The organism is Agrobacterium sp. BT-220-3 (assembly GCF_025910175.1).
GTDB lineage: Bacteria > Pseudomonadota > Alphaproteobacteria > Rhizobiales > Rhizobiaceae > Agrobacterium > Agrobacterium oryzihabitans.
In genome coordinates, this window is the sequence record NZ_JAPAIX010000011.1 from 55,488 (window position 1) to 80,211 (window position 24,724).

Consider the following 24,724-nt stretch of genomic DNA (forward strand, 5'->3'; position numbering starts at 1 on the left):
GGCCGCGATGATCCAGCGTACCCCCTTTGCCGACGCCCTGACCTATGTTCTCATGGTCGCCGGCTTCTTCCTGCTCATAGGCCCCTTCATCGTCGTCATTTCCGGCGCCAGCCAGTCGGTGCAGCAGGTCAACAGCGTGCCGTTCAGCTTCATGCCGCAGGGCGAACTTTTCACCAATGCCGCCACGGCCTGGCAACGCGCCAATCTCGGCAATGCCCTCCTGAACAGCATGATCATGGCCACGCTGGTCACGATCGGCAAGGTGGCCCTTTCGGCCTGCACCGCCTTTGCCATCGTGTTCTTTCGCTCGCCGCTGAAACACTTCTTCTTCTGGACGGTCTTCATCACCCTGATGCTGCCGCTCGAAGTGCGCGTGGTGCCGACCTATTCGGTGGCCGCCGATCTATTCCAGCCGTTCCGCTCCATTCTGGGCCTGTTCGGCATCGAGGTCTCGGTCGAGTGGAACCTTCTCAACTCCTATTCCGGCCTCACCTTGCCGCTGGTCGCTACGGCCACCGGCACGTTTCTCTACCGGCAGTTCTTCATGACGATCCCCGACGAACTGGCCGAAGCCGCCCGCATGGACGGCTCGGGCCCGGTGCGTTTCTTCGTGGAAATGCTGCTGCCGCTGTCGCGCACCAACATGGCGGCGCTCACCACCATCATGTTCGTTTATGCCTGGAACCAGTATCTGTGGCCGCTGCTGATGATCACCGATCCTTCCTACAAGACGGTGATGATGTCGCTGCGCGCTCTTCTGCCCGCCGAGGACGGCATACCGGACTGGAACGTCACGCTTGCCGGTTCCCTCATCATCATCCTGCCGCCGCTTCTCGTCGTGGCCTTCCTGCAACGCTGGTTCGTCCGCGGCCTCGTCTCGTCCGACAAGTGACGACGGGTCGCGTGGCTTTCAACAACAAGGTTCTCCTATCATGGCTCAGATCGATATTCGCCAGGTCCGCAAATCCTACGGCAAGACCCCGACCCTGCACGGCGTGGATCTTTCTTTCCAATCCGGCGAGTTCGTCGTCATCCTCGGCCCCTCGGGCTGCGGCAAATCCACTCTTTTGCGGATGATCGCCGGGCTGGAGGAGATCACGTCAGGTGAAATCGCCATTGGCGGCCGTGTCGTCAACACGCTGGAGCCGCGCGAGCGCGGTTGCGCCATGGTGTTCCAGAATTATGCGCTTTATCCGCATATGTCGGTGGCCGGCAATATCGGTTATGCGCTGAAGGTCGCAGGCGTGCCCAAAGCCGAGCGCCTGCGCCGCATCGAAGAGACGGCAAAGATCGTCGGCCTTTCCGATTATCTTGAGCGCAAGCCTGCCGCGCTTTCCGGCGGCCAGCGACAGCGCGTGGCCATGGCCCGCGCGATCATCCGCGAACCGCAGGTGTTCCTGTTCGACGAGCCGCTGTCCAACCTCGACGCCAAGCTGCGCGTGACCATGCGCGCCGAAATCCGCAAGCTGCACCAGCGCCTGTCCGCCACCTCCGTGTTCGTCACCCACGACCAGGTGGAAGCCATGACGCTGGCCGACCGGCTGGTGGTGATGAACAAGGGAAATGTCGAACAGGTCGGCCATCCGCTCGATATCTATCATCGCCCGGCCAGCACCTTCGTCGCCTCCTTCATCGGCTCACCTGCCATGAACCTCTTCACAACCCGGGTAGAGGTCGAATCTCCTGCCGTGATGCTGGCGGGCACGCCGGTGAAACTGTTTCCTGAAACCAGCCTCGAACTGCGCGGCCGTGATGTGATCGTGGGCATCCGCCCGGAACAATGCCTGGTCAGCACGGATGGCGCCGGCGTGCCGGCAACCGTCGATTTCGTCGAAGAACTGGGCTCCGGCCGCATCGTGCATGCCGATATCGCCGGCGAGACCTTCTCCGCTGCCATCGGCGAGAATCTCTCGGTAAAACCCGGCCAGCGCATCCACCTCGACCTGCCCGCCGCCCACCTCCACTTCTTCGACCCGGCCACCGGCAAACGGATCGAGACGGAAGGAGCGATCGAGACCACCCGCATCGGCACCGAGAAGCTGCTGGCGGTTTGAAAGCAGAGTGAGAGCGGGTCGGATATCGCCGGCCCGCTTCTGTTTTCGCTCTACGCTCCTACAACGGGAGCGACCTCATCAACCCACTGAATGAAGTTTCTCCGGGACGCCTCTGTCCACGCGCCCGCATTGCCGCGATGGGCATACCGCGCCATAAAATTTCCCCTCGAAAAGCCGCACCGACGCTACTTTTGACTGGCGGCTGGGAGGATATTCAGAAGGAAAATTTATATGACGGCTGCCCGTCACGCCGGATAGAAAATTACATTAACTAACTCAATTAAAATACTGAATTTATAAGATTTCATAAAAACCACAGCCTGCGGGATATCCAACACGATCCCTCTGGCGGTGGTCACCAGCTGTTCCACCGCGTAGATGACCGACTGATCGCGCCAATATCCGCTGTGCCAGCCATCACCGCTTGCATGACATTTTTCAAGCAAATGCTCTGCCCTCAGACGACAGGAAGTGAAGTTCCGCCCGTCGATTCCCGCGCTCACCGAGGTTGAACCAAACCTCGGCGACGGTGACGGGATCATCGCCAAACCAAAATTTTCAGGAAAAATCTTTCGGTTTGCAAATCATAATAGGAATAGTCTTTGCCGCGCCAATTCCTTGGTAGGGATATCGTCGCTGCGAGTATCGGGCCACCTTCGCGTCCCCTTGGAGGCAACAGGCAACACAAGCCGCCCGCATCAGAAACATCGACGAAAGAGTGATGCCCAATGGCAAATGATCGCAAACTGCATCTCGGCGCCTTCATGCGACCCGTCAGTCTTCACACGGGTGCCTGGCGGTATCCGGGATCCTTCCCGGACGCGAATTTCAATTTCGCCCATCTGACGCGCTTCGCGCAACAGCTTGAAGCCGCAAAATTCGATGCATTCTTCATGGCCGATCATCTGGCGGTGCTGAACATGCCAACGGAAGCCCTGCGCCGCAGCCATACCGTGACCTCTTTCGAGCCCTTCACCCTGCTTTCGGCGCTCGCCGCCGTCACGTCCCGCATCGGGTTGGTCGCCACCGCCTCCACCACATTCGATGAGCCCTATCATGTGGCCCGGCGTTTCGCCTCGCTCGATCACCTCAGCAATGGCCGGGCCGGATGGAACATCGTCACCACCTCAAACCCGGATGCGGCGCGAAATTTTGGCCGCGACGAACAGCCTGATCACGCCGAGCGTTATGGCCGGGCGCGGGAGTTCTACGATGTCGTCACCGGGCTCTGGGACTCCTTTTCCGATGATGCCTTTATACGGGATGTCGATAGCGGACTGTTCTTCGATCCTGAAAAAATGCACGTCCTCAACCACAAGGGACACGAGTTCTCCGTGCGCGGGCCGCTCAATATCGCGCGTCCGGTCCAGGGTTGGCCTGTCATCGTTCAGGCAGGAGCCTCGGAGCCGGGACGCCAGCTTGCCGCCGAAACCGCAGAGGTGGTTTTTGCGGCAACACCCACGCTTGCGGCGGGAAAAGCCTTCTATAAGGACGTCAAGGATAGGACCGTCGCGGCAGGCCGCTCCCGCGACAGCATTGTCATCCTGCCGGGCGCTTTCGTTCTGGTCGGCGATACGGTGGAAGAGGCGAAGGCCAAACGCGCCAAACTCGATAGCCTCGTCCATTATGACAGCGCGATCGCCTCGCTTTCGATTGCCATCGGCCACGATGTTTCCGGATTCGATCCCGATGGTCCCCTGCCTGATATCCCCGAGACGAATGCGAGTAAATCCAGCCGTGAAAGGGTGATCGAGCTTGCCCGAAGCGAGGGCCTGACGGTGCGCCAGCTTGCCCAGCGGCTGGGCGGTTATGCGGGTCTTGCCTTCGTCGGCACGCCAAAGACCATCGCCGACGAGATGGAGCGATGGCTCCATGAAGAGGGCTCGGACGGTTTCAACGTCACCTTCCCCTTCCTGCCTGCCGGCCTTGACGACTTCACGACGCTGGTCGTGCCGGAATTGCAACGGCGTGGGCTGTTCCGGAAGGACTATGAGGGGCCGACATTGCGCGACCATCTCGGTCTGCAACGGCCGGTCAACCGTTTTTTCCCTGAATAACGCGCCGTCGCGCCAATCCCGCCGACGGTAGCGAGATTTTCCACACCCGCCCGGAAGTTTGGCATAAGGTTCCAGCAGGGCCGATTGACCTCAAAAACACGCGCCCATACCCTTTAAGTACATAAAATACATAAATTAGGTGAATTAATATGAAGGCTGAACATTCCCGCCGCCAGATCCTGAAATTCGGCATTGCCGGCGCGCTCGCAGCACCGCTTGTCACGGGCAAAGCACTGGCCCAAAGCTCACCGGAGTTCCCCGCGGAGCTGAAGCTGGACTGGGGATTTTACTCGTCCCACACGTTGCTGATAAAGAACAAGGGCTGGCTTGAGGAAGCTTTCAAGGATGTCGGCACCAGGATCACCTGGGTGCAATCCCGGGGCAGCAACAATTCGCTCGAATTCCTCAAGGTCGGATCGACGGATTTTGCCGGTTCAGCGGCACTTTCGGCCTTTCTGGCCCGCGCCAACGGCGTGCCGCTGAAAGTCATCTATGTGGCGAGCTGGGGCGGCTCCTCCATCATCCAGGTGCGCCCGGATTCACCGGTCAAGACCGTTGCCGATCTCAAGGGCAAGACCATTGCGGTCACCAAGGGCACCGCGCCCTATTTCACCCTCATCCGCGCCCTTGACCAGAACAAGCTGTCGATCGACGATCTGAAGGTGGTGAACCTGCAGCATCCGGAAGGCTTCAACGCGCTTCAGCAGGGGCAGGTTGATGCCTGGGTCGGCATCGATCCGCACACCTCCCAGGCCGAACTTGCCGGCGACAGAGCGATTTTCGATGAGCGCAGCTGGCGCGATGGCAGCGTCTTCAGCGTTTCCGAGGAATTTCTGGCGAAGCGCCCGAAAGCGGTCGAGCGGCTCCTCGGCGTCTGGGTGCAGACGCAGAAGTGGATCCGCGAAAACAATGGCGAATTCATCGATTTCGTCACGCAGGTCACCGGCAACGACCCCAAGATCACCAAGCTGACGATCGAAAAGCGTGACTGGAAAGATCCCGTCCCAGGCGAGGAACTGCTGAACTCGATCCGCGTCGTCACCCCGCTGCTCGGCGACGATGTTCTGCGTCCGGGCGTCAATGTCGATAATGTCCTCTCGTCGCTCATCGATCCGGCACCCGCTAAAAAGGCGCTTGGCGCATGAATTCCCATCCGCGCGAATTTCAGCGCGTGAAGCAGACTGCGAAACAATTCCCTTCCCGATTGCCGTTCTTGCAGAGGGCGGGGATTTTCCTGGGGCGGTTCGACCTGCGCGGCGCGATCGTGCCGGTCGGCTCGTTGGTGCTGCTCGAGCTTTTCGTTCGCCTGGGCTGGGTCAGTCCTTACGTGCTGCCGCCGCCCTCCGAGCTTTACGAGACGTTTCTGCGCCTTGCTGAAGGTCCGCTATGGACAAATGTCGCGGCCAGTACGGCCCGTGTCTTCGTCGGTTTCGTTATCGGCTCTCTGCTTGCAATCGTCGTCGGTTCGCTGGTCGGTCTGGTGGTTGCCGCCGAACGTTATCTCGAGCCGACCTTTCAGGCGCTGAGGGCGGTCCCAAGCCTTGCATGGGTGCCGCTGCTGATGATCTGGTTTGGCATCGGCGAAACCTCGAAAATCGTGCTGATCGCCAAGAGCGCGTTTTTCCCTGTTTATCTCAACCTCTTTTCCGGCATCAGGAATGTTGACCGCAAGCTGGTGGAGGTGGGCGAAATGTATCGTCAACCGCTGCCCGTGCTGGTGTGGCGGATCTTCATTCCCGCCTCCTTGCCGCATCTCTTCACCGGGCTGCGTTATGGGCTGTCGCTGGCCTGGCTGAGTGTCGTCGCAGCCGAACTTCTGGCAGCGTCCGAGGGCATCGGCTACATGCTTTCCGACGGACGGGAGCTATCCCGGCCCGATCTGGTGATGATCGCCATCATCTGTCTTGCGGTGCTCGGCAAGATTTCCGACAGCCTCTTCAAGATCGTCGAGGAACGCTGCCTGCGCTGGCGTGACACCTATTCCCTCCACGAAGGAGGACGGGTGCGATGAGTTTGCTCGATGTCGATGTGCACGAAAAAGCTTTCGGCGACACGGTTATTCTTCAGGATATCCATCTGACGCTCAGGGATGGTGAAGCGGCGGTTCTTCTTGGCCCCAGTGGGTGCGGAAAGAGCACGTTGCTGCGCATCGCCGCCGGTCTCGACCGGCGTTTTTCAGGCGCGGTCAAAGTTCAGCAGGCAACGGAAGCTCAGGCATCGGACTCACCGCCCATTGCCTTCGTCTTTCAGGAACCCCGCCTGATGCCATGGCTGACGGTTGCCGAAAACATCGGTTATGCGGCTGGCAGGAAATATGATGTCGAGCGGGTCGAAGGCTTGATCAACGATGTGGGGTTGAGCGGCCATGGCAGCGCACTGCCAAAGGCTCTTTCAGGCGGCATGGCTCAGCGTGTCGCCATCGCAAGAGCGCTTTATACCCAGCCGCGCATCTTGCTGCTCGACGAACCTTTCAGTGCGGTCGATGCTTTCACGCGGATGAAGTTGCAGGACCTCGTGCTGAAACTCGTCGAACAGCACGGCATATCCTTCCTGCTCGTCACCCACGATATCGACGAAGCGCTTTACCTCGGTGACAGGATTTACATGATGGGGGCGCATGACGGCCGTATCCAGCAGCGGATAGAGGTGGACGAACCACGCCCACGCGACCGAAGGTCGCCACAGCTCGCCAGCCTCAAGAACGAGGTGCTGACCGCCCTGCACAACGCCCACGTCATCTGACGGTTACGGCCTCGCCCGACTAGTCGGCGCGACTGAGAAAGAATGCAAAAACGGGGCACCGCAGCGCGGTTTTGACGCCACGCAGCGGTGCCCCTTTCGTCGTCATCCGCGCTTGCGCAGGGTCCGCGTGCCGGTGTCGACGAGGTTTTGCGCCGCCTCGTCCACGCTGGCGCGGCCGAAGGCGAGCGAGTCGGCGATGGGGCGCATCACGCCACGGTCGAACTCATTGGCGCCAATCGGGGCAGGCTCCGGATAGGGATCGAGCTTGCCGGACAGGCTTTCAATGTAATCCACCGTCTTGCGTTCGGTCTCGTTGAGGCTCGGCAACACCGCTTCGCGCACCTTCTTTGCCGGTGGCACGCCGCGCTCGACGCCGAGAACCTTGCCGGCGTCCAGATCGTTGACGAAGAAGTTGATGAACTTCGCCGCCGCTTCCGGATTGGTGGAGGTGGACGAAATGCACCAGATGAGGCCCGGCCGGTAATAATGCCCGGTCGGTTTGCCCGCTCCCTCGCCCGGCAGCATGCCGATCGACAGCGTCTTCTTGTTGAGCGCCTGGTAACCCACGAGCTGGTTGGAATAGGCAAAACCAATTGCCGAATTGCCAAGGGTCAGCGCGTTGGATTCGATGGTATTATCATCACGCGTCTGGATATCGGCGGAGACGCAGAGCTTGTTCTCGCGCAGATCCTCCCAATAGGCGAACCATTCCTTGGCGTCTTCCTTGTTGAAGCCGATGGTGCCATCCTGGAACAGGAGCTTGCCGCGCTGGCGCAGCCAGACGTCGAAAACGTAATGATAACGCCCGCCATAGGGCACCGCCCAATAGTTTCGTTTCGCCGGAGCGTTCTTCTTGAAATCACGCGCCAGTTCCGCCAGCGCCTTCCAGGTGATCTGCTCCTTCGGCACGGAGACGCCGGCTTCCTTCAGCGTCTCGGCATCGTACATCATGCAGAAGGAATTCAGCCCGAGACCGACGCCGTAAAGCTTGCCGTCGATGCGGCAAAGATCGATCTCGCTTTTGCCGAAGCTGGAAAGATCAAGCGCGGAGCCGACGAACTGATCAAGCTCCATGCAGGCGCCACGGCCGGAATAATCGGCAATGGTGGAAGGCTCGAGTTGGAAGATATCGGCGACGTTACGCCCCGCCATGGATGTCGCAAGTTTGGTCCAGTAGTCGGAACCGGCGATCATCTCCCCACTGACCACCGTTTGTGGATCTGCCTTCTGATAAAGGGAGATCACCTCATTGGTACGTTTGTTGCGGTCAGCCGACCCCCACCATACGCAACGAAGCCGGGTTTCGGCCGCCATTGCGCGGAAACCGCCCGCCGCCGCGCCAAGACCGGCCAGTGCCGCCGTCACCAAAAATCCACGTCTATCGATAGTTTGCATCTGCTCCTCCCGCGTTTTGCAAATTTCTCACTTATCACTTAAATTCTTGCAAATTTTCCTTATTTGCAATATTTGCATCATAATAGAATTTTTTGCAAGCGCAGGAGACGACATGAACGATACGCCCGACATCAGCCGCCCGCGCCAGTCGGATATCGCCCAGCGCGCAGGGGTTTCCATCAGCACCGTCTCACGGGTTCTCGCCGGGGAAAAAGGCATCAGCGCATCGATACAGACCAAGGTTCTGGGCGTGGCGGCGGAACTTGGTTATCCACTGCGGCCGGTTACGAGCCAGGCGAGCGGCGTATCGCTGGAGGGCAAGAAAATTCTCGCCCTCATGTCGGCCGAGAGGGCGACCGGCGATATCGGCGCTTTTTATCACGATATTTTCGACATGCTGCGCAGCCTTTCCCAGACGGATGGTTTCGAGCTCGATATCCGGCTGCTGCACCAGAAGCAGATCGATGACGCCCTCACGCAGCGGGTCTGCGAGGTTGATGGCCTTCTCGCCATTGGCCTTGACCCAGAAGAGGAGATCATTCACCGCATCACGCAGGGGGTGCTGCAACCGGTTCTGGTCAATAGCGCCGATCCCTCGATGATGCTGGATTGCGTCTCGCCTTCCAATTTTTACGGCGGCGCTATGGCGGCGCGGCGGCTGCTGGAACTGGGCCACCGCAAGGTCGCCTATATCGGCCCGGAGCACCGCCACACCATCAGAGAACGCATGCGCGGCTTCCGGCATACGATCCTCGAGGACGAGGGAACCACCTATGAGGAATTTCTGCTTTCGACGGCGGATAGCGGCTTTGGGCAAGCCGGCGATGCGGTTCGTCAGCTTTTGGCCAAAAACCCCGATCTGACCGGAATTTTCTGCATGAATGACGCCATTGCGCTCGGCGCGCTTGGCGCGGCGCAGGAACTTGGTCTTGCCGTGCCGGACGATCTTTCGATCATCGGTTTTGACGACCTGCCCTTCGCTGAACTCTCCACCCCGCGGCTCAGCACCATCCGGGTCGACCGCCGCGAGATCGCCCGCGAGGCGGTAGAGCTGATGCGCCGCCGGCTGACGGAACCTTCGGCCAATGCCCGGCAGGTTCAGCTGGGTGTGCAGCTGGTGGAAGGACAGACGGCCGGTCAGGCGAAGAAGATGGAAAAGGCGATACGCAATGCATGATGCGGCAAATAACGATCCGATGACCCGTCTCAATCCACTATATGGCAATCCGCTCAAGACCCGCGCCGACGTGCGGCGGGCGCTGGACGACAGTTTCGCACCTCTGCTTCCCTATTTTTCCGAAAGCGGCGCAAGGGTGACGCTGAGCGGCACCGCCGCGCATTTCGACCGGGCGGCGGCCGATCTGGAAGGATTTGCACGGCCACTCTGGGGCATCGCACCGCTGGCGCTCAGCGGCGATACGTTCGCTCATTGGCCGCTTCTGGCCAAGGGCATCGCCAACGGCACCGATCCCGCCCATCCCGATTACTGGGGCGAAGTGCGCCAGAAGGACCAGCGTCTGGTGGAGCTCGCCGCCCTCGGCTTTGCGCTTCGGCTTGCCCCGCAACATTTGTGGGAACCCCTGTCCGACGCACAGAAAGACAATGTGCGCCGCTATCTGCTGACGGCCCGCGAACGTATCTATGCCGATAATAACTGGAAGTTTTTCCGGGTGATGGTCGACATGGCTCTTGATCATCTCGGCATCGAATTTGACCGCAGCCTGACGGAAACGTTCCAGACGGAGCTGGACGGGTTTTACATTGCCGACGGCTGGTATCGCGATGGAAACTACCGCCGCATTGACCATTACATCGCCTTCGCCATGCATTTTTACGGCCTGATCTATGCGAAGCTAAGCAAGCCGGGCGATGCCTTCGCCGAGCGCTACCGCGAACGCGCCCGGCTCTTTGCAAGAGATTTCGCCAGCTGGTTCGACGAGGATGGTGGCACACTGGCCTTCGGCCGCTCCATGACCTACCGTTTCGCCTGCGGCGGCTTCTGGGCCGGCCTTGCCTTTGCCGATGAGGAAGCGCTGCCCTGGGGCGAGATCAAGGGGCTGTATCTGCAACATCTGCGCTGGTGGGCGAACAAGCCGATCGCTGACCGCGATGGTGTGCTTTCCATCGGTTATGCCTATCCGCAGCTCACCATGTCGGAAAGTTATAATTCGGCGGGCTCACCCTATTGGGCCTTCAAGGCCTTCCTGCCGCTCGCTTTGCCTGAGAGCCATCCCTTCTGGCAGGCGGAAGAAAAGCTGCCCGAAACATCGCAAAAACCACGGCCGCTCGTTCATCCCGGCATGGTGATGATGCGCAGCAAAGGCAACGTCACGGCGCTTTCTAGCGGGCAGGAAAACCTGTCTATGCGCTGCGGGCCGGAGAAATATGCCAAATTCGCCTATTCCTCCCGCTACGGTTTTGGCGTGGAAGTGGATGAGCGTGGTTTCAAGACCAATGGTTTCGACAATATGCTGGCCTTCTCCGAAGGCGGCCTGCATTACCGCGTGCGTGAAACCAATGAAAAGGTTCTGCTGGCCGGCGAAAGCCTGCGGGCGACATGGAAACCATTCCCGGATGTGACGGTCGAAACGACGCTGGTTGCGGCTGGTGACTGGCATGTCAGGCTTCACCGCATCACCTCCGCCCGCGCTCTATCGGTCACCGAGGGCAGTTTTGCGATCAACCGCAACGATGGTGACCGCGATGCCGTGAGCGAAGCGCCCGGCCGGGCGACGGCCGATTGCGGCACCGACATATCCGCCATCGTCGATCTCGGCTCCGGCATAACCCGCCAGGGCGTGGCGCTGAAGGCGCTGCCCAATACCAGCCTTGTTTATGCCAAGACCACGGTGCCGCAATTGCGGGGCGACATTCCGGCGGGCGAAACCCTGCTCGCCTGCGCCGTCTTTGTCGGACTGGCCGGGCCCGAAGGCGAAAAAGCCGTGGCGGCAGTTCCTGCACTTCCGGACATGGCAGCGCTTGATCGCCTGTTTGTTGAGCGCGGCGTCCCCGTCAGCAGCATGGCGGCGGCGGGAGAACCCCAATGACGAGCCCGCTTCCGCGTCTCAGCCTTGCCATGGACCCGGAGCGGACGCAGCATGTGCTGACGCCACAGGCGCTCGAGAAACTGTCGCAGAGCGTCGATATCCTCGACATCCGATCGATCTGCGATTTTCACGATCCAGCTGTCAAAGACCGGCTGGAACAGACCGATATTCTTCTGACCGGCTGGGGCTGTCCCGAAATCGGCCTGCGGGAACTGGCCTTGATGCCGCGCCTCCGGTTGATTTCGCATGCTGCCGGGACGGTGAAATATTTCCTGTCCCAGGTGGTTTTCGAACGCGGTGTCACGGTGTGCAGCGCAGCCGAGGCGAATGCGCAGCCGGTCGCGGAGTTCACCCTGGCTATGATCCTGCTTTCCGGCAAGCGTACCTTCGGTTTCCGGCGCATCTACGGGGAGGATCGCGGGCGGGGAAACGTCGACCGCCTGCAATCGCAGGCCATCGGAAATCTCGGCCTGACGGTCGGCCTGGTCGGGGCTTCGCGCATCGGGCGTCGGGTCATCAATCTGCTGCAGCCCTTCGATCTCGATCTTATTCTTTTCGACCCGTTCTTAAGCGCGGCGGAGGCGGAGCAGCTCGGTGTGCGTCTTGTCTCGCTCGATGAGCTGATGGCGATGAGCGACGTGATTTCTTTGCATGCGCCATCCCTGCCGCAGACCCGGCATATGATCGGCGCGGATGCGCTTGCCCGGATGAAGGCCGGCGCAACCCTGATCAACACGGCGCGCGGCGCACTTGTTGATGAAGATGCCCTTCTCGCGCAACTGAAAAGCGGACGCATCGAAGCCGTCATCGACGTGACCGATCCGGAAGTGCCGCCGCAGAATTCACCCTTCTACAGCCTGCCGAATGTATTCCTGACACCGCATATCGCCGGCGCCGTCGGCCTTGAGCGCGCACGGCTCGGCGACATGGCGATTGCCGAGATCGAACGTTTCTGCCGGGCGGAACCATTGCAACAGCAGATACGGCCGGAACATCTGGAACTGATCGCATGAGAATTGTCGAGCCGGGCCTCTGCTCCGTCACCTTCCGCTCGCTGTCACCGCAGGCGGTTATCGAGCTTGCCGTCGCAAATGGTATCAAGGCAATCGAATGGGGCGGCGACATCCATGTTCCGCCCGGAGACCTCCATAATGCCAGGGATGTGGCGGCGCGCACTGCGAAAGCCGGCCTCACCGTTTCCTCCTATGGCTCCTACATCTTCGCGCCGGATTTTGCACTGGAGGATGTGACCGCCACTCTGGAAACCGCAAAGGCGCTCGGCACCGGCCATATCCGCATCTGGCCCGGCAGCCGCAAACGCCCATCTGCCGATTATTCCCCCGAAGAACGCCGCGCGGCGACTGATGCATTGGCGACACTCGCCCGCCGGGCAGACGACTATGGCATGACGATCGGGCTCGAATATCACCCCAATTCACTGACGGACACCCTGCCTTCGGCCCTGCAACTCATGCAGGACCTGCCGATGCCCAACCTGTATTTCTACTGGCAACCCGCCCCCGGCCTGCCGCTGGAGGACGCACTTACGGAGATATCGGCGCTCGGCTCGCGCATCTGCCACCTGCATGCCTTCGCCTGGCTCAGCGATGCCAGCCGCCTGCCGCTTCGCGAGCGTGCGGACTATTGGCGGGCCTGCGTCGATGCCCTGCCGGCAAGCGCCTGGACGAAACCTGCCTATGCGATGCTGGAATTCGTCAAAGGTGACAATGTCGGCCAGTTCTCGGAAGATGTGGCGGTGCTGAGCGAGATTCTCGCCGGCTCGTAGAACCGCTTTTCCCTTATCGAAAACGGACGCGGCGGACTAAAATTCGCTATCGTCACAACGCGTCCTGTTGCCCTCATCCCTGTGCTTGTCACAGGGATCCAGCCAGCCCAAGTCTTTGGGCTGAAAAGACTCTTTTCGCCGCGCGGACGCACGTCGGCTGGATTCCTGTGACAAGCACAGGAATGAGGGAGGCATGCTCCTCCCCCACCCGGTCATGTCCGCTATATCCGCCGCCCGTCCGATCCGAACAGATGCGTCTTCGCCAGATCAAACGCAAAGGGAATGGTCTCGCCGATGCGGATTTGGCGCTGGCCGTCGAGAACAACGGTGGCGGGCTGGCCGTCAGGTGTGCTGGTGTAAACCACCGTCGAGCCGCCGAGATGTTCGACGAGCTGGATGGAGGCATCACCGAGCGAGGCCGACTGGGCCTGCGGGTTCACATGTTCGGGACGCACGCCAAAGGTAAGCGGCTCGCCCTCCTGAGCCGCCACCGGCTTGTCAAGCACGATGCGCTGGCCGGCCACCTCGATGGTGCGGTGGGAACTATCGCCGGATGAGACTTTCGCGGAGAGGAAGTTCATCTTCGGCGAACCGATGAAACCAGCCACGAACTGGTTGGCCGGATTGTTGTAAAGATCGAGCGGACGGCCGACCTGCATGATGCGGCCGTCGCGCAACACCACGATCTTGTCGGCCATGGTCATGGCCTCCACCTGGTCATGCGTCACATAGATCATGGTGCTGCCGAGCGTCTGGTGCAGCTTGGCGATTTCAACGCGCATCTGCACGCGAAGCTCTGCATCGAGGTTGGACAGGGGCTCGTCGAACAGGAAAATCTTCGGCTCGCGCACGATCGCCCGGCCGATGGCGACGCGCTGGCGCTGACCGCCCGAAAGCGCCTTCGGCTTGCGCTGCAACAACGGGCCGATCTGCAGGATATCGGCCGCCTTCTGAACCCGCGCCTCGACCTCCGGCTTCTTGTAACCTGCCGTTTCCAGCCCGAAGGCGAGGTTCTTATAAACACTCATATGCGGATAAAGGGCATAGGACTGGAAAACCATGGCGATGCCGCGCTTGGAGGCGGCTGTTTCGTTGACCCTTTCGCCATCGATGCGAAGATCGCCCTCGGAGATTTCCTCAAGACCGGCGATCATGCGCAGAAGCGTGGATTTGCCACAGCCCGAGGGGCCGACGAAAACGGTGAACTCACCCGGCTCGATCTTGAGATCGATACCGTGAACGACCGGAAAGGCGCCGAACCTTTTGACGATTTTTTCGAGCGTAATGCTGCTTGCCATGCTGTTTCTCCCGACCGTCGCGCCGCGTGAAAGAGCGGCCGCGACGGTGTTGATGCTAAAATTCGTTCTCTGTCCGGGTTCCGTTCAGCGTTTCATCCCAGTGGTGGCGATGCCCTCGATCAACAGCCGCTGGAAGAACAGGAAGAACAGGAAGACCGGCACCAATGACAGGTTGGACATGGCGAAAAGCGAGGTCCAGTCCGAGCTGCCGGTGGAATCCACGAAGGATCTGAGGCCGAGCTGCACGGTGTAGGTATTGATGTCGTTCAGATAGATCAGCGGGCCGAAGAAATCGTCCCATGTCCAGATGAAGGAAAAGATCGCGGCCGTGGCCAGAACCGGCATGGACAGCGGCAGCATGATCTTCCAGTAAATGCGGAAGGGCGAGCAGCCATCCATGACAGCCGCCTCATCCAGTTCGCGCGGAATGCCGCGGAAGAACTGCACCATCAGGAAGATGAAGAACGCGTCCGTCGCCAGATATTTCGGCACGATCAGCGGCAGCGACGTATTCACCCAGCCCATTTCCAGAAACAAGATATATTGCGGGATGAGCACCACGTGATAGGGCAGCATGAGCGTGCCGAGCATCAGCGCGAACCAGAAATTGCGCCCGCCGAACCGAAGCCGGGCAAAAGCGAAGGCGGCGAGCGAACATCCGACGACATTGCCGATGGTGGCCAGCACCGAGATGAAGAAGGAGTTCCAGAAGAACTGCCCGAAACTCACCTGCAGCCCGGACCAGCCACGGATATACCCGCCGAAATCAACCGACGAAGGAATGAGCGAGGAAGAGCCGAACAGCTCATCCTGCGGACGGAACGAACCCGAAATCATCCACAGGATCGGATAGAGCATCGCGAAGGACGCGATGATCAGCGCCGTGTGCAGCAATATCGATTTCAGCGGCGTGCGTTGCGGGCCTTGTCCCGGCCGGGGAGCGGTAACAGCGTCAGTCATCGTAATGCACCCAGTATTTTGCGCTGAGGAACGAGAAGGCCGTAAACAGCGAGATGATGATCACCAATATCCAGGCAAGCGCCGAGGCATAGCCCATGCGGAAGAAACCGAAGGCTTCCTGGTAGAGGTAGAGCGTGTAGAACAGCGTCGAGTTGATCGGGCCGCCGGTGCCTTCGGAGATGATGAAGGCGGGCGTGAAGGCCTTGAAGGCGTCGATCGTCTGGATCACGGCGTTGAAGAAGATCACCGGCGTCAAAAGCGGCAGCGTAATGCGGAAGAACTGTCGCATCTTGCCCGCGCCGTCGATATCGGCCGCCTCATACATATCCTGCGGAATTTGTCTCAGACCCGCGAGGAAGATGATCATCGGCGAACCGAACTGCCAGACGGACAGGATGACCAGCGTGTAGATCGAATAATCCGGATTGGAAATCCAGCTTGGCCCTTCATAACCGAAGGCCTGCCACAGGATCATGTTGACGAGACCGTCGGAGGCGAAAAGCTGGCGCCAGAGAACGGCGATAGCCACGCTGGAACCGAGCAGCGACGGCAGATAGAAGATCGCCCGGTAGAGCGTCAGCCCCTTGATGCCGCGATTGAAGGCGAGTGCGACCAGAAGCGCAAAGATGAGCTTCAAGGGCACCGACAGCAGCACATAGGTAAACGTCACCTGCATGGCGGCTGCGAATTTGGGGTCGGCGGTGGCGATGCGCACGTAGTTGGCCGCCCCCACCCAATCCGGAGATTGCAACAGGTCGTAATTGGTGAACGACAGATAGAGCGACGCGAGCGCCGGGCCGAGGGTGAGGCCGAAAAAGCCGATCAGCCAGGGCAGAAGAAACAGGTAGGCGTGAATGTTGCGGTCGAAAATCCGCTTCACGCCGCCCCGCTTCGGGAGAGCCGCGCCACGGCTCTCCTCAACGAGTGTTTCAGATCGAAAGGCCATACATTATCACTTCCGTTTGATAACGGTTTCAGATTCCTTGACGAGCCGGTCACCACCCTGTTCCGGCGAGATCTTGCCGAAGCCGACTTCCTCGGCCGTGCGCTTCAGGACGAAGGCGAATTCGCCGGCGCCCGGAGGTGGTGCGGGCGGCAGATCGCCGACATCGGGGGTGATTTTGGCAATATATTCCACCATGCTCTTGCTGACCTCGTCGAGCTTGGGGGTCAGCGCGTCGCGCATGGATTCCGATGCCGGAACGCCGCGTTCCACACCGAGAATATCGATGCCCTGCGGTTCGGCGACGAGGAAGTTGATGAAGCCGATCGCCTGCTCAATTCCGGCGCTGCCATTGGCGACGCTGATCAGCATCGAGGGCTTCAGATAATGGCCAGAAGGGCCATCCTTCTTGCTCTTCGGATAGGAGCTCATCGCCAGCTTGGACTTGTTGAGCGCCTGGTAACCCACGAACTGGTTGGAATGGGCGAATGCGGTTGCCGCCTTGCCCGTTGTCAGCGGGTTCGTCTCGATGTTGAGCTGGTCGAGCGCCTGGACATCGGCCGGCACGCAGGCGCCGCTCTTGCGCAGATCCGCCCACATGGTGAACCACTTGGTCGCGTCGGTGGGATCAAAACCGATACCACCATCCTGCGTGTAAAGCGATTTGCCGTTCTGGCGCAGCCAGTTCTCGAAGCTCGGCTCCACGCCGCTCGCATCAGCCGTCGCGTAATAGCCGGGCTTCGGCTTGTTTTTGCTGAGCTTGGCGGCGTTTTCGGCAAACTCCTCCCAGGTCTGGCCGATCGACGGCGGCGTCGCACCGGATTTTTCCCAAGCCGCCTTGTCGAAGAAGACAGCACTGGAATTGACCCCGAGATTGATGCCGTAAAGCTTGCCGTCGACCCGGCCGGAATCGATGTTCATCTTGCCGAAATCTTCGATCTTCAGACCCTTGCCGATATAGTCGTCGAGAGGCGCCAACGCGCCGCGCCGGCCATATTCGAAGATATAGCGATAATCCATCTGGATCAGGTCCGGCGCATTGCGGCCCGCAACCTGCGTGGCAAGGCGCGGCCAGTAATCGCTCCAGCCGGCGAATTCACCGGCAATGTCGAGATCGGGCTTGACCTGCTTGTAGGCGGCTATCGCCTTGTTGGTACGATCCGCACGCTCCTGCGACCCCCACCACAACATACGCAGCCGCGCGGCCTGAGCCTGCGCCGAACCGCCCCCCAATGTTGCAAGTGAAAGGGCCGCAAGGCCCGCAGAAAGCACAGTTCTCCTCTGAAGCATCACGGACATTGGCAACTCCTCCCTATTGACTGCCAAATTGATGATGAGTGTAAACGACTATTGCCGTTTTATAACTAATTGGTTACATGGGAACACTGATCGACAACATTGTCAAGCGGGTGATGAAATGGAAGAAACGACGAAAAACCATCAGCCCGATCCGGCTCCCGAAAAAGCGCCTGCCCCCAAGCGTAAACGTGCGACGGCCCAGGTGCGAAACCCCGAGAGAACGCGGGCAGCCATCCTCGAAGCCGCCCGCCGTGAGGTGGCCGCCAAGGGGCTGGCAGGCGCGCGCATCGACGTCGTCGCAAGGCGGGCCGGCACCAACAAGCGGATGATCTACCATTATTTCGGCGACAAGGACGCGCTCTATCTCGCGGTTCTGGAAGACGCCTATCGCCATATCCGTCACACCGAAAGACGGCTTGACCTCACCCGCAAGGCGCCGTCGGAAGGCCTGCGGGAACTTGCGCTTTTCACCTGGCATTATTTTCTCGACCACCCGGAATTCCTGAGCATCCTCGCCACCGAAAATCTCAATAAAGCCCGCTATCTCAAGCAATCCCCGACGATTGCAGCCATGCACTCGAACTTCATTTCCGAGCTTGAGGACGTGCTGCGGCGCGGCAGCGATACGGGCGAATTCCGTGACGGCCTTGATCCGATCGACGTCTATCTGACGATTGCCTCGCTCGGCGCTTTCTATCTGTCGAATCGATTTACGCTGTCGACGATCTTCCAGCGCGACCTGACCGACCCCGCCGAACTCGAACGCTGGGGCCAGCATATCGTTGACACCCTGCTTGCTGCAGTGCGGCCGGTCTGAGCCGCAAAAACCGAATTCCTCTTTAACAACAGCGACGACGCGCCATTCGCATTCGCGAAGCGCGTCGTTTCCTTTTGCGCCGCGGCACGAAGCCGTGATTCCAGCCGCCGCCACAACATGTGATTTTCCTGCCAAAAACACCTTGACAGATCGCGTCCTTCACGATCACAAATAACCAAATGGTTACAAATTGCCATGTTTGACGGAAGCGGCTTTTGGGAAAAGGTCGCCTTGGGAGGAAATTCATGAAACGTATCGGCGTCATCATGCACGGCATCACCGGCCGCATGGGTTACAATCAGCACCTCGTGCGCTCCGTTCTCGCCATTCGCGATCAGGGCGGCGTGGTTTTGAAGAGCGGCGAAAGGGTCATGCTCGACCCCATTCTGGTCGGCCGCAACGGTGCGAAAATCGAGGAAATCGCCAAAAAGCACAATGTCGCGCGCTGGACGACCGATATTGATGCGGCGCTCGCAAACCCCGATGACACGCTGTTCTTCGACGCCGGCACGACGCAGATGCGCGGCAGCCTGCTGGAGAAAGCCATCAAGGCCGGCAAGAACGTTTATTGCGAAAAGCCGATTTCCGATACGATGGAAGAAGCGCTGGCGATTGCCCGGCTGGCCGAAAGCGCGGGCATCAAGCACGGCGTGGTGCAGGATAAGCTGTTTCTGCCCGGCCTTCGCAAGCTCGCCATGCTGCGTGACAGCGGCTTTTTCGGGAAAATCCTCTCGGTGCGCGGCGAGTTCGGTTACTGGGTCTTCGAGGGAGACTGGCAGCCGGCGCAGCGTCCTTCCTGGAATTACCGCCTGAAGGATGGCGGCGGCATCATTCTCGATATGCTGTGCCACTGGCGTTATGTGCTCGACAATCTGTTCGGCCCGGTCAAATCCGTCAGCTGCCTCGGCGCAACCCATATTCCTGAACGTTTCGACGAGCAGGGCAAAGCCTATAAGGCAGATGCGGACGATGCTGCCTATGCCACATTCGAGCTGGAAGGCGGCGCTATCGCCCACATCAACTCTTCCTGGGCCGTGCGGGTACGCCGCGACGATCTCGTCACCTTCCAGGTGGACGGCACCCATGGTTCGGCGGTGGCGGGCCTCACCAAATGCTTTACCCAGCATCGCACCAACACGCCGAAGCCGGTGTGGAACCCAGACCAGCCGCAAACCATCGATTTCTACAAGACCTGGCAGGAAGTGCCGGACAATGTTGTCTACGACAACGGCTTCAAGGCGCAATGGGAAATGTTCGTGCGCCATCTCGTCGATAACGACCCATGGCCCTACGGGCTGATGGAAGGCGTGAAGGGCGTGCAGTTGGCCGAACTGGGGCTGAGATCGTGGAAGGAACGCCGCTGGCTCGACGTTCCCACACTTTCCTGAGGAGGCGACAGTGAGCGAACTCAAGCTTCCGAAGGACGACCGCAGCATTGAGGTCTACCGGCTGTCAGGCACGCCTGTTCCCGTCGAAAAACGAAGTGCTGCGGATTTCAACCGCGTCGCCTTCGCCGCGGCCCATGTGGTGGCCGATCCCCTTGCCGACAACGACCCGTGGTTGACGCCCGCCATCGACTGGGACGCCACGTTGCGTTTCCGTCACCGCCTGTGGGACCTCGGCCTTGGTGTCGCCGAGGCCATGGATACGGCTCAGCGCGGCATGGGGCTGGCATGGCCGCAGGCGCAGGAACTGATCTCCCGATCGTTGAAGGAAGCGGCCACCCGCAAGGATGCGCTGATTGCCTGCGGCGTTGGCACGGATCATCTCAATGGCGGCAGCCACGACCTGAACCAGATTATCGACTCTTACATCGAACAGCTTGATTTTGTTCAGGGAGAAGGTGGCCGCGTCATCCTGATGGCAAGCCGTGCACTGGCCGCTGCCGCCCGTTCACCGGACGACTATCTGCGCGCCTATGCCAAGGTTCTGTCCCGCGCGGATGAAAAGGTGGTGATCCACTGGCTGGGTGAAATGTTCGACCCGGCGCTTGAGGGTTATTGGGGGGCCGGCGACCACATGGAGGCAATGGAAACCTGCCTTGCCATGATCGCGGAGAATGCCGACAAGATCGACGGCATCAAGATTTCGCTTCTCTCCAAGGAAAAGGAAATCGTCATGCGCCGCCGCCTGCCTGCAGGCGTGCGCATGTATACCGGCGACGATTTCAATTATGCCGAACTGATCGCCGGTGACGAAAAAGGTCATTCGGACGCGCTGCTGGGCATTTTCGACGCCATTGCGCCGGCCGCCTCCAAGGCGCTCGCCAGCCTGAAGCGCGGTGCGGACAATGAATTCTTCGACATTCTGGAGCCGACGGTGGCGCTTTCGCGCCATATCTTCAAGGTGCCGACCCGCTTCTACAAGACCGGCGTCGTATTCCTCGCCTATCTCAATGGCCTGCAGGACCATTTCACCATGGTCGGCGGGCAGGAAAGCACCCGCTCCACCCAGCATTTCGCCGAGCTTTTCCGGCTGGCGGACAAGGCGAATGTGCTTGCCGAGCCGGATCTCGCCACGCACCGCATGAAAGCGTTTCTGGCGGTGCGGGGCATCGGCTGAGGCAATAGAACAAGGGAGAGAACGACATGAGCCTTGAAGGCCTTTCCATCAATTTCGCCACCGTGCGACAGGGCGGCGATTTCGGCGCTATCGTCGATGCCTGCCTTGCGCATGGCATCACCGCCATTTCGCCCTGGCGCGAACAGGTGCACGGCATCGGCCTTACTGAAGCCGCCCGCATCGTTGAACAGAACGGCATTCGCCTCAGCGGCCATTGCCGTGGCGGCTTTTTCCCCGCCCCCGATGCGGAAGGCCGCCGCCGCGCCATCGAGGACAATAAACGCGCCGTCGATGAGGCCGCCGCCATGAAGGCAGACTGCCTCGTGCTTGTTGTGGGCGGTCTGCCCGCCGGCTCGCGCGATCTCAAAGGTGCGCGGCAGATGGTGGAAGACGGCATGGCCGAACTTCTGCCCTATGCGCGCGCCGCTGGCGTGCCGCTCGCCATCGAGCCGCTGCATCCCTTCTATGCCGCCGACCGCGCCTGCTTCAACACGCTGAAACAGTCGCTCGATCTCTGCGACAGGCTGGGGTCTGGAACCGGCGTCGCCATCGATGTCTACCACGTGTGGTGGGACCCGGAACTGGAGGAACAGGTGGCGCGCGCGGGCCGGAACGGGCAAATTCTGGCGCACCATATCTGCGACTGGCTGGTGCCGACGACCGATCCGCTCAACGATCGCGGCATGATGGGCGACGGCGTGATTGACCTCAAGGCATTTCGCGCCATGATCGAGGCCGCCGGCTTCCACGGCCCGCAGGAAGTGGAGATTTTTTCGCATCGCTGGCAGGCGCGCCCGATGGATGAGGTTCTCACCACCGTGGTGGAGCGTTTCAAGACTGTTTGTTGATATATCCGGGAGAGAGACAATGCCTGAAAGGGTGAAACGCAAACGCTATGCGCTGGTCGGCACCGGCAATCGCGGCACCACCATGTGGGGCCGCGAACTTCTGGCCGGGTGGAGCGACTATGTCGAGCTGGTCGGCATTTGCGACCTGAACCTGATGCGCGCCGAACGGGCCCGCGCCATGATGGGATCCAGCGCACCTCTTTATGATGACTTCGACCGGATGATGGTGGAGCAGCGACCGGAGCTGGTGATCGTCTGCACGCCAGACGACACCCATGACGACATCATCATCCGTGCGCTTGAAGGCGGCGCCGATGTCATCAGTGAAAAACCCATGACCACGACGCCGGAAAAGATCGACCGCATCCGCGCGGCGGAGGCGAAAAGCGGCCGCCGCGTCGACGTGTCCTTCAATTACCGTTTTTCGCCGACGGCCGCGCGCATCAAGGAGCTGATCGACGACGGCGCGATCGGCACCGTCACCTCGGTCGATTTCCACTGGTACCTCGATAACCAGCACGGCGCGGATTACTTCCGCCGCTGGCACGCCTTCACCGAACATTCGGGCAGCCTGTTCGTGCACAAGGCCACGCACCATTTCGATCTTCTGAACTGGTATCTCGATTCCGACCCCGTCGAAGTCAAAGGGTTTGGGCAATTGCTGCATTATGGCAAGAACGGCCCATTCCGGGGAACGCGCTGTCGCACCTGTCCGCACAAGGAGGAGTGCGACTATTTCATGGATCTCGGCGCCGACCCCTTCCTCGATGCGCTCTATGAAGACCCTTCGGCCGTGGACGGCTATATGCGTGACGCCTGCGTGTTCCGCGAGGAGATCGATATCCCTGATACGATGAGCGCCTCCATCCGTTATGCAAGCGGCGTGCAGGTCTCCTATTCGCTCAACACCTATATGCCGATCGAGGGCCACCACATCGCCTTCAACGGGCACAAGGGCCGAATCGAGATGCGCCAGTATGAAAAGCAGCCCTGGACGGAGCCGCCGGCTGACGAAATCCTGCTGGTGAAAAGTTTCGGCGGCGGCGTCGAGCGTATCTGGGTGCCGCACGAGCCGGGCGGCCACTATGGCGGCGACAACCGCATGCGAGACATGATCTTCAAGCCCGGCTCCAACGACCGGCTGCGGCAGCGGGCCGGTTCACGCGCCGGCGCCATGTCCGTTCTCTGCGGCGTGGCAGCCCTGAAGAGCGCCCGCGAAGGCGGCACGGCGGCGGTGAAATCCCTGCCCCGCTAGATATTTCCGGTGCGCGGCCCTTTCGATTCTGTCGCCGCGCGCCGCAACTGCCAAAAAGAACGGACGACATTCCACAGATTACGCGCTTCTTCCCTGCCGGTAAGGTGATGGCCGGGGGAAGAAAGAGTTAACCATGTCCAGTCTTCAATCACTCGTTCCGCTCATCATCATTGGCGCCAGCCTTATCCTATTCTTCAAATGGGTAGGCCGCGACATGAACAGGCAAGAGAAAAAGCCGCGCTCCCGCCGCTGACGGTGAAAAGCGCGCCTGCCCTGGCGCGCCAGCGGAACTTCGCACTCATCCCGGCGTTTCCCTGTCCAACAGGAGAACGCGCGATGACGCAGCAGCAAAAGCCGAAAACGACCGATAAACGGCCCTCGAAGGCAAGCGAAATCCCACCCGCCGGCCCGCATGCCAAACCCTCCCTCACCGACCATGACAAGACGCCCGGCGCGGGCAGCCTGCCAGAGGACGACGCGAAAGACGTCTCTCCCGGTGCAGGCTGACAAAACATCGAAAAATTGGTTTCGCAACCGGGCTACGCGTGGAAAAAGTAAATTTTAACAGTGACTTATGCGCATGACCATCGTCGAATGATGCAATTCCCGCCCCGGCCCATTGCAAAATCAAAAATTGAGCCTATATTCGCCATATCGACCATTGCTTGTGACGTCGCTCCTGGGACACTACGTCCCGACGGATTTCCTCTCAAATAATCGATCTAATCCCGCAAGGTATCGCGGGAACCACAACGATTGCTACGAAAGGAAATCGTTATGAACACTGGTACTGTAAAGTGGTTCAACGCCACCAAGGGCTTCGGCTTCATTCAGCCTGACAACGGCGGCACGGACGTTTTCGTCCACATCTCTGCTGTTGAGCGCGCAGGCATGCGTTCGCTGAACGACGGTCAGAAGATCACCTACGACATCGTCCAGGACCGCAAGTCCGGCAAAAGCTCCGCCGATAACCTTCAGGCAGCTTGATATTTGTCATTTGACCCCGCAGACCACGGATGTACTGGCTGCCGGTTCGAGTGATTGTGAGAGGTCGGGTTTAAGCCCGGCCTTTTGTTTTTTTGGCCATGGGAGGCCCTCATGCGCAAAAATCTATACCGCTCCGGCGATGCGATCGTTCTGAAGGCAGGCGTCCTTGGCGCCAATCAGCCCAGCGGCCCCGGCCGGATCATAGCGGTTCTGCCGGAAACACAGGGCCTGGTTCGTTTCAGGGTGCGTTTCCAGCACGAGAATTTCGAACGGAATATAGCGCTCGACGAAATTGATGCGGCTTCCTCGTCATCGCGGGCCCGAGATGTGGAGAATTCAGCACCCCGCGCGCCGGGATCGAGCTGGATCAACACGAATACGATCAAGATCAGAAAATAGCAGCGGTGGCTGCGTTAAGGAGATATTTTGCAGGTACTCGTCCGAGATAACAATGTTGAACAGGCCCTTCGCGTCCTGAAGAAGAGAATGCAGCGCGAAGGTATCTTCCGCGAAATGCGCGCGCGTGAATCCTACGAAAAGCCGTCGGAAAAGCGCATCCGTGAGGAAGCCGAAGCCGTGCGCCGCCACCGCAAGATGGCGAAGAAGAAATTGCAGCGCGAGGGACTGCTTCCCTCCCCCAAGAAGGTTGCCCGCGCCCGCTAACCGTCAAAACA

At 60.0% G+C, this 24,724-nt stretch carries 25 protein-coding genes; 19 read left to right on the plus strand and 6 right to left on the minus strand.

Features of this window, described 5'->3' with window-relative positions; genetic code table 11:
- Positions 1–7: 7 nt before the first annotated feature.
- Together OK142_RS21150 and OK142_RS21155 are read left to right on the plus strand one after the other, a co-directional pair.
- Positions 8–892 carry an ABC transporter permease subunit gene (locus OK142_RS21150; RefSeq protein ID WP_137038768.1) on the plus strand — a complete coding sequence of 295 codons (885 nt, stop codon included), beginning with the start codon at positions 8–10 and terminating at the stop codon, positions 890–892.
- Between the two features lie 40 nt (positions 893–932).
- Positions 933–2,054, plus strand: a complete 1,122-nt coding sequence (locus OK142_RS21155) for a sn-glycerol-3-phosphate import ATP-binding protein UgpC (RefSeq protein WP_498684981.1) — start codon at positions 933–935, stop codon at positions 2,052–2,054.
- A 245-nt stretch (positions 2,055–2,299) separates the two neighbouring features.
- Here the strand turns inward: OK142_RS21155 and OK142_RS21160 are convergent, their stop codons facing one another.
- Positions 2,300–2,557: a hypothetical protein gene (locus OK142_RS21160; protein ID WP_498684982.1), complete on the minus strand. Its 258-nt coding sequence runs from the start codon at positions 2,555–2,557 to the stop codon at positions 2,300–2,302.
- 225 nt (positions 2,558–2,782) lie between these two features.
- On the opposite strand from OK142_RS21160, the gene OK142_RS21165 reads away from it, so the two are divergent.
- The 4 genes from OK142_RS21165 (at position 2,783) to OK142_RS21180 (ending at position 6,853) form a co-directional block, all read left to right on the plus strand.
- On the plus strand, positions 2,783–4,111 hold the full coding sequence (locus tag OK142_RS21165; RefSeq protein WP_498684983.1) for an LLM class flavin-dependent oxidoreductase: 1,329 nt from the start codon (positions 2,783–2,785) through the stop codon (positions 4,109–4,111).
- Positions 4,112–4,260: 149 nt separating this feature from the next.
- Positions 4,261–5,256: an aliphatic sulfonate ABC transporter substrate-binding protein gene (locus OK142_RS21170; RefSeq protein ID WP_498684984.1), complete on the plus strand. Its 996-nt coding sequence runs from the start codon at positions 4,261–4,263 to the stop codon at positions 5,254–5,256.
- A complete protein-coding gene (locus tag OK142_RS21175; RefSeq protein WP_498684986.1) occupies positions 5,253–6,122 on the plus strand; it encodes an ABC transporter permease in 870 nt (289 codons plus the stop codon). Before OK142_RS21170 ends, OK142_RS21175 begins: the two co-directional genes overlap by 4 nt.
- Positions 6,119–6,853, plus strand: coding sequence for an ABC transporter ATP-binding protein (locus OK142_RS21180; protein ID WP_498684987.1), 735 nt, complete (start codon positions 6,119–6,121; stop codon positions 6,851–6,853). Before OK142_RS21175 ends, OK142_RS21180 begins: the two co-directional genes overlap by 4 nt.
- Positions 6,854–6,955: 102 nt before the next feature.
- Here the strand turns inward: OK142_RS21180 and OK142_RS21185 are convergent, their stop codons facing one another.
- Entirely contained in the window at positions 6,956–8,248 is a 1,293-nt protein-coding gene (locus OK142_RS21185) for an ABC transporter substrate-binding protein (protein ID WP_035225569.1), read from the minus strand.
- Positions 8,249–8,360: 112 nt separating this feature from the next.
- Here OK142_RS21185 and OK142_RS21190 point away from each other — a divergent pair, with 112 nt between their 5' ends.
- Genes OK142_RS21190 through OK142_RS21205 form a run of 4 tightly spaced genes read left to right on the plus strand, consistent with a single transcriptional unit; the run spans position 8,361 to position 13,081 of the window.
- Positions 8,361–9,425: a LacI family DNA-binding transcriptional regulator gene (locus OK142_RS21190; RefSeq protein WP_137038775.1), complete on the plus strand. Its 1,065-nt coding sequence runs from the start codon at positions 8,361–8,363 to the stop codon at positions 9,423–9,425.
- Positions 9,418–11,295, plus strand: a complete 1,878-nt coding sequence (locus OK142_RS21195) for a DUF2264 domain-containing protein (protein WP_498684990.1) — start codon at positions 9,418–9,420, stop codon at positions 11,293–11,295. The genes OK142_RS21190 and OK142_RS21195 overlap by 8 nt, the downstream gene beginning before the upstream one ends.
- Positions 11,292–12,308 carry a hydroxyacid dehydrogenase gene (locus OK142_RS21200; protein ID WP_498684991.1) on the plus strand — a complete coding sequence of 339 codons (1,017 nt, stop codon included), beginning with the start codon at positions 11,292–11,294 and terminating at the stop codon, positions 12,306–12,308. The genes OK142_RS21195 and OK142_RS21200 overlap by 4 nt, the downstream gene beginning before the upstream one ends.
- A complete protein-coding gene (locus tag OK142_RS21205; RefSeq protein WP_498684993.1) occupies positions 12,305–13,081 on the plus strand; it encodes a sugar phosphate isomerase/epimerase family protein in 777 nt (258 codons plus the stop codon). The genes OK142_RS21200 and OK142_RS21205 overlap by 4 nt, the downstream gene beginning before the upstream one ends.
- Before the next feature lie 221 nt (positions 13,082–13,302).
- Here OK142_RS21205 and OK142_RS21210 read toward each other — a convergent pair whose 3' ends face one another.
- From OK142_RS21210 to OK142_RS21225, 4 genes are all read right to left on the minus strand, one after another.
- The gene (locus OK142_RS21210; RefSeq protein WP_313616561.1) at positions 13,303–14,379 is read right to left on the minus strand and encodes an ABC transporter ATP-binding protein; all 1,077 of its coding nucleotides are present in this window, start codon (positions 14,377–14,379) and stop codon (positions 13,303–13,305) included.
- A gap of 84 nt (positions 14,380–14,463) precedes the next feature.
- Positions 14,464–15,339, minus strand: coding sequence for a carbohydrate ABC transporter permease (locus tag OK142_RS21215; protein ID WP_498684997.1), 876 nt, complete (start codon positions 15,337–15,339; stop codon positions 14,464–14,466).
- Entirely contained in the window at positions 15,332–16,285 is a 954-nt protein-coding gene (locus OK142_RS21220; RefSeq protein WP_003499791.1) for a carbohydrate ABC transporter permease, read from the minus strand. The genes OK142_RS21215 and OK142_RS21220 overlap by 8 nt, the downstream gene beginning before the upstream one ends.
- Before the next feature lie 6 nt (positions 16,286–16,291).
- Positions 16,292–17,581: an ABC transporter substrate-binding protein gene (locus tag OK142_RS21225; RefSeq protein WP_035243412.1), complete on the minus strand. Its 1,290-nt coding sequence runs from the start codon at positions 17,579–17,581 to the stop codon at positions 16,292–16,294.
- Positions 17,582–17,699: 118 nt separating this feature from the next.
- Here OK142_RS21225 and OK142_RS21230 point away from each other — a divergent pair, with 118 nt between their 5' ends.
- From OK142_RS21230 to rpsU, 9 genes are all read left to right on the plus strand, one after another.
- Entirely contained in the window at positions 17,700–18,398 is a 699-nt protein-coding gene (locus OK142_RS21230; protein ID WP_082185910.1) for a TetR/AcrR family transcriptional regulator, read from the plus strand.
- 245 nt (positions 18,399–18,643) lie between these two features.
- Complete coding sequence (locus OK142_RS21235; protein WP_216332335.1) at positions 18,644–19,786, plus strand: Gfo/Idh/MocA family protein; 1,143 nt, start codon at positions 18,644–18,646, stop codon at positions 19,784–19,786.
- Positions 19,787–19,796: 10 nt separating this feature from the next.
- Positions 19,797–20,960 (plus strand): dihydrodipicolinate synthase family protein, encoded by a 1,164-nt coding sequence (locus OK142_RS21240; protein ID WP_498685000.1) that lies wholly within the window; start codon positions 19,797–19,799, stop codon positions 20,958–20,960.
- Between the two features lie 26 nt (positions 20,961–20,986).
- On the plus strand, positions 20,987–21,808 hold the full coding sequence (locus tag OK142_RS21245; RefSeq protein ID WP_003499802.1) for a sugar phosphate isomerase/epimerase family protein: 822 nt from the start codon (positions 20,987–20,989) through the stop codon (positions 21,806–21,808).
- A 19-nt stretch (positions 21,809–21,827) separates the two neighbouring features.
- Complete coding sequence (locus OK142_RS21250; RefSeq protein ID WP_498685003.1) at positions 21,828–23,063, plus strand: Gfo/Idh/MocA family protein; 1,236 nt, start codon at positions 21,828–21,830, stop codon at positions 23,061–23,063.
- 336 nt (positions 23,064–23,399) lie between these two features.
- Positions 23,400–23,570 (plus strand): hypothetical protein, encoded by a 171-nt coding sequence (locus tag OK142_RS21255; RefSeq protein ID WP_003499808.1) that lies wholly within the window; start codon positions 23,400–23,402, stop codon positions 23,568–23,570.
- 270 nt (positions 23,571–23,840) lie between these two features.
- Positions 23,841–24,050, plus strand: a complete 210-nt coding sequence (locus OK142_RS21260; RefSeq protein ID WP_003499811.1) for a cold-shock protein — start codon at positions 23,841–23,843, stop codon at positions 24,048–24,050.
- Positions 24,051–24,161: 111 nt separating this feature from the next.
- Positions 24,162–24,449, plus strand: a complete 288-nt coding sequence (locus OK142_RS21265; protein ID WP_003499813.1) for a hypothetical protein — start codon at positions 24,162–24,164, stop codon at positions 24,447–24,449.
- A gap of 27 nt (positions 24,450–24,476) precedes the next feature.
- Entirely contained in the window at positions 24,477–24,713 is a 237-nt protein-coding gene (gene rpsU / locus OK142_RS21270; protein ID WP_035225615.1) for a 30S ribosomal protein S21, read from the plus strand.
- The last annotated feature ends 11 nt before the right edge of the window (positions 24,714–24,724 follow it).

Excerpts from the sequence above, each read along its gene's own strand:
- OK142_RS21150 (WP_137038768.1), top strand. The coding sequence starts at position 8 with ATGATCCAGCGTACCCCCTTTGCCGACGCCCTGACCTATGTTCTCATG.
- OK142_RS21155 (WP_498684981.1), top strand. The coding sequence starts at position 933 with ATGGCTCAGATCGATATTCGCCAGGTCCGCAAATCCTACGGCAAGACC.
- OK142_RS21165 (WP_498684983.1), top strand. The coding sequence starts at position 2,783 with ATGGCAAATGATCGCAAACTGCATCTCGGCGCCTTCATGCGACCCGTC.
- OK142_RS21170 (WP_498684984.1), top strand. The coding sequence starts at position 4,261 with ATGAAGGCTGAACATTCCCGCCGCCAGATCCTGAAATTCGGCATTGCC.
- OK142_RS21175 (WP_498684986.1), top strand. The coding sequence starts at position 5,253 with ATGAATTCCCATCCGCGCGAATTTCAGCGCGTGAAGCAGACTGCGAAA.
- OK142_RS21180 (WP_498684987.1), top strand. The coding sequence starts at position 6,119 with ATGAGTTTGCTCGATGTCGATGTGCACGAAAAAGCTTTCGGCGACACG.
- OK142_RS21185 (WP_035225569.1), bottom strand. The coding sequence starts at position 8,248 with ATGCAAACTATCGATAGACGTGGATTTTTGGTGACGGCGGCACTGGCC.
- OK142_RS21190 (WP_137038775.1), top strand. The coding sequence starts at position 8,361 with ATGAACGATACGCCCGACATCAGCCGCCCGCGCCAGTCGGATATCGCC.
- OK142_RS21195 (WP_498684990.1), top strand. The coding sequence starts at position 9,418 with ATGCATGATGCGGCAAATAACGATCCGATGACCCGTCTCAATCCACTA.
- OK142_RS21200 (WP_498684991.1), top strand. The coding sequence starts at position 11,292 with ATGACGAGCCCGCTTCCGCGTCTCAGCCTTGCCATGGACCCGGAGCGG.
- OK142_RS21205 (WP_498684993.1), top strand. The coding sequence starts at position 12,305 with ATGAGAATTGTCGAGCCGGGCCTCTGCTCCGTCACCTTCCGCTCGCTG.
- OK142_RS21210 (WP_313616561.1), bottom strand. The coding sequence starts at position 14,379 with ATGGCAAGCAGCATTACGCTCGAAAAAATCGTCAAAAGGTTCGGCGCC.
- OK142_RS21215 (WP_498684997.1), bottom strand. The coding sequence starts at position 15,339 with ATGACTGACGCTGTTACCGCTCCCCGGCCGGGACAAGGCCCGCAACGC.
- OK142_RS21220 (WP_003499791.1), bottom strand. The coding sequence starts at position 16,285 with ATGGCCTTTCGATCTGAAACACTCGTTGAGGAGAGCCGTGGCGCGGCT.
- OK142_RS21225 (WP_035243412.1), bottom strand. The coding sequence starts at position 17,581 with ATGTCCGTGATGCTTCAGAGGAGAACTGTGCTTTCTGCGGGCCTTGCG.
- OK142_RS21230 (WP_082185910.1), top strand. The coding sequence starts at position 17,700 with ATGGAAGAAACGACGAAAAACCATCAGCCCGATCCGGCTCCCGAAAAA.
- OK142_RS21235 (WP_216332335.1), top strand. The coding sequence starts at position 18,644 with ATGAAACGTATCGGCGTCATCATGCACGGCATCACCGGCCGCATGGGT.
- OK142_RS21245 (WP_003499802.1), top strand. The coding sequence starts at position 20,987 with ATGAGCCTTGAAGGCCTTTCCATCAATTTCGCCACCGTGCGACAGGGC.
- OK142_RS21250 (WP_498685003.1), top strand. The coding sequence starts at position 21,828 with ATGCCTGAAAGGGTGAAACGCAAACGCTATGCGCTGGTCGGCACCGGC.
- OK142_RS21255 (WP_003499808.1), top strand. The coding sequence starts at position 23,400 with ATGACGCAGCAGCAAAAGCCGAAAACGACCGATAAACGGCCCTCGAAG.
- OK142_RS21260 (WP_003499811.1), top strand. The coding sequence starts at position 23,841 with ATGAACACTGGTACTGTAAAGTGGTTCAACGCCACCAAGGGCTTCGGC.
- OK142_RS21265 (WP_003499813.1), top strand. The coding sequence starts at position 24,162 with ATGCGCAAAAATCTATACCGCTCCGGCGATGCGATCGTTCTGAAGGCA.